Here is a 3,403-nt window from a genome sequence, read left to right on the forward strand (position 1 = left end):
TCAGCTATAAGGGGCGCTTGCTGATCGCAACTATTTTACAAGGGGCGTTTTTTTATATATTATTATATATAATAATCAATTAAATATACCCCTTAAGTTGACGCCATTGCCTGAACAGATACACAAGATCTGAGTAAAAGCTCCTAAAAACAAGGCTTATAGCTAAAAAAACAAAACTTCTCTTTCAGGGGCTTTCAAGCTGTTTGGCTATTTCAAGCCAACTAACCATTCTTTTAAGTTGTATCGTTTACAATTAAACCTTTCAAACGAGTAAGCGACAGTTTTGTCTCTTCATTTGTATGGGTGCCCTGAGCAAACATATATTCCCTGGTCATCTGTGTTATTATAGGAGTTTTTTTTTCTATCATACAAATGATAACATGCAATTTTAGGAGGGCGTAATAGCACGATATTAAAATTCCCTTTGTAAGGCAGGCTTTTTTTAAAGATAAAGACGCTGCCCCATGGAAACTTACACTTAAAAAGATCATTTTGTTTTTCTTTTTTGAAAAAATCTCCCAATGTGGCTTTAAGATTGTCTTCTAGCTCTTCGGAATCTAGCGCTTCAATAGATTGATCAAGTAAGCAGGCTGCATCGCTTGTTTTATTATTTATTTTAGTTTCTGTGTCTAGATTATAGATCATGAATCCATACAGATGGTACGTTTTACTAAAACTACATTCCGATGCATCAAGAAAAGCTTCCTCAATGATTTTACGTGATTTAGCTGTCCAAGTGACACCAGGCCAAAGTAAAAGGGAGTGCTTGCATTTATAAAAGAATGCTTTTATTTTACTACGGTCATGTTTGGAAGATAAATCTACTGGTTTAACAGTAGTTTTTAATACATGAGAGTCAGATGCTAAGCTAGATTCCTTTAGCTGTTTTTTCGCACTACCAGCTTGATATGTTTGATATTGGCTACATCCTACTACAAGAAACATACAAGCTACAATCAGTGATAAGCGTAGGCTGATTTTTTGATAAGTCATAGCTAAAAAAATATTAAGTTACCAACCACTTATGATTGAAGGGTGTTCTTTGACAGTTAAGTGCCTAAAAGGAATATAATATTTTTTTTGATTTATGAAACGGTTCGTTACAATATTTTTTTAACGAGATGTAGATGCACCATTAGCCATTTTGTGGCTATTCAATTATGGCAAAACTCCATTCAATCCTATACATGCATGAATTAACCAAACCTTTAAAGACTATGCTCATGGATGCATAGCATTTTCTTCTAAGAGTTTGAATTTAATGTCTAAGGTTAATGCCAGTCTAGCAGGTTATGATCAAACGCTGAACCAATTACTAGAAAATTTTACAGAAAAATATCGCCAAAATTTACAGACACAGTTTCCAAATAGATTAGTAGGCCATACTACCCAAGCTATCTTGAATAGCCTAGCATCTCATGAACCGCAACTTGCAGCAGCATCTGGTGCCTTACCCTTTATAAAAAAAGATAGTAATGGCAAGGTAATGGTTCAAGATAACGATACGGAAGAGTCCGATACGACTGATTATTGGATTGCAAGGCGCCTATTAGGCCAAGTACTCAAGGATCATCACATACCCTTGGTAAAAGTAGCCTTATATGGATATTTTATTGGTTTGGTTAAAATGTGTGGTTCGTAGTGTGTGTTATGTTGTAATATTATTTGCTTTATCATAAATAATGTTTAATATCCTATTGATGATGCTTATACAGCATACACCGTATTTTAAAGCTTTCCGTTATGAAATCTATAATAAAAAATATTTTGTTTTTTTTGCCTTTCTTGGGATCCTGTAGTAGGTTAGTTAAGTCCAATATCTGGAGTGTACAAGACCCAAGTAGTCAGGGGAAAGAAACAGATAAAAATATTGATAATGAACGTAATTTAGTATTAAAAAATGTTTGTGCCTACCTAACCACCAGTCAATGGTATAATGTAGCGCCAGAGCATTTAACTGTAAAACACCTTATTTATGCATATAGCATATTTGAAGCAGGGTTTGAAAAATCTGGATTACCTAAAGGATTGGATTTCAAGTTAAATTTTCTTAGCTATGTTATTGAGTATCTTGTTTTTAATAAAAATAATGTAATTAGTGAATCAGATGTAAAAGCTGCTTCAGAGCGTAACCTTAAAGATTTAGTGGATGTTTTATCTAAAAATAAGAATGACAAGTATATTACAAGAAGTGATTTTATAAATAATTTTATAAAATTTAGTCAAGCTATAAATCAAAGTCCTATGTTCCTCGTCTTGTGTCAGCCACAAGAGTTATCCATATTATTAAATGAGCTCTCTAAATGGGACTATTACCAAGATGGCGTAAATGCCTGCCAAAGTATTGTTCGATGCATCAGTCAAAAAATCAATCAAGAGAATACATATCTCAACCAACTTCGTCAACGAGATTTAGTCACTCTAGTGCATGGTTTCTCTAAATCTAAATGTAGAGAACAACAAGATACCGCAAGTGCCTGTAAAAGTATTGCTCTATATATCAGTCAAAAAATCAATCAAGAGGATACATATCTCAACCAATTTCATCAACCAGATTTAGTCACTCTAGTGCATGGTTTCTCTAAATTTAGAGAACAAGAAGCTATTCAAAATGTTTGTCAAAGTATTGCTCTATACATCAATCAACAAATCAATCAAGAGGGTACATACCTCAACCAATTTGATTCACAAGGCTTAGCGAATCTAGTGAATGGCTTAGCCAAGTTAATGAATGGTTGCTCCAAATGTAAAGAGCAAGAAGCTATTCAAAATGTTTGTCAAAGTATTGCTCTATACATCAATCAAAAAATCAAGGAAAATAATAACTATCTTCACCAATTTAATGCACAAGGGTTAGTCAAGCTAGTGCATAGTTTCTCCAAATGTAGAGAGCAAAAAGATATCCAAAATCTTCTTCGAAGTATTGCTCTATGCATCTGTCGAGCAATCGATCTAGATAATAGGTATCTAGAAGTGTTTCACCCAAAATACTTAGTCAAGCTAATGAATGGTTTCTCCAAATGTAGAAAGCAAGAAGCTATTCAAAATGTCTGTTATAGTATTGCTCGACACATTAATAAAAAAATCAAGCAAGATAATAGGTATCTACAAACTTTTCACCCAGAAGAGTTATTGGCTCATAGTGAATGGATTTGCTACATGGAATGAGCAAAAAACTATCGAAAACGCCTGCCTCTAAAAATATTACTCGATATATGAATCAAAAAAAGTTCTTTAGCAGATTGTGTAAATTTTGTAATAGGTGAAATAGAAAAGTATCCGTTCACGACTGTGGTTTTTCTCCGATTATATTTAGCAACTCTTTGGTTTGCGTACACGAAATTAGTAGAAAATGAATTTTTGTTGTTACTTTTTTCTTGATAAAAAAGTAACCAAAAAATCA

Annotated in this window: 3 protein-coding genes; 2 read left to right on the forward strand and 1 reads right to left on the reverse strand. The window is 33.3% G+C overall.

Annotated elements, in window-relative coordinates:
- Nucleotides 1–291: 291 nt before the first annotated feature.
- A complete protein-coding gene (locus tag MUW73_RS03880) occupies nucleotides 292–993 on the reverse strand; it encodes a hypothetical protein (RefSeq protein WP_243018707.1) in 702 nt (233 codons plus the stop codon).
- 268 nt (nucleotides 994–1,261) lie between these two features.
- Here MUW73_RS03880 and MUW73_RS03885 point away from each other — a divergent pair, with 268 nt between their 5' ends.
- Nucleotides 1,262–1,642, forward strand: a complete 381-nt coding sequence (locus MUW73_RS03885) for a hypothetical protein (RefSeq protein WP_243018706.1) — start codon at nucleotides 1,262–1,264, stop codon at nucleotides 1,640–1,642.
- Between the two features lie 101 nt (nucleotides 1,643–1,743).
- Nucleotides 1,744–3,168, forward strand: coding sequence for a hypothetical protein (locus MUW73_RS03890; RefSeq protein ID WP_243018705.1), 1,425 nt, complete (start codon nucleotides 1,744–1,746; stop codon nucleotides 3,166–3,168).
- Nucleotides 3,169–3,403 lie beyond the last annotated feature (235 nt).

Source organism: Candidatus Cardinium sp. cByotN1, from assembly GCF_022810525.1.
Taxonomy (GTDB): domain Bacteria; phylum Bacteroidota; class Bacteroidia; order Cytophagales; family Amoebophilaceae; genus Cardinium.

Excerpts from the sequence above, each read along its gene's own strand:
- MUW73_RS03880 (WP_243018707.1), bottom strand. The coding sequence starts at position 993 with ATGACTTATCAAAAAATCAGCCTACGCTTATCACTGATTGTAGCTTGT.
- MUW73_RS03885 (WP_243018706.1), top strand. The coding sequence starts at position 1,262 with ATGTCTAAGGTTAATGCCAGTCTAGCAGGTTATGATCAAACGCTGAAC.
- MUW73_RS03890 (WP_243018705.1), top strand. The coding sequence starts at position 1,744 with ATGAAATCTATAATAAAAAATATTTTGTTTTTTTTGCCTTTCTTGGGA.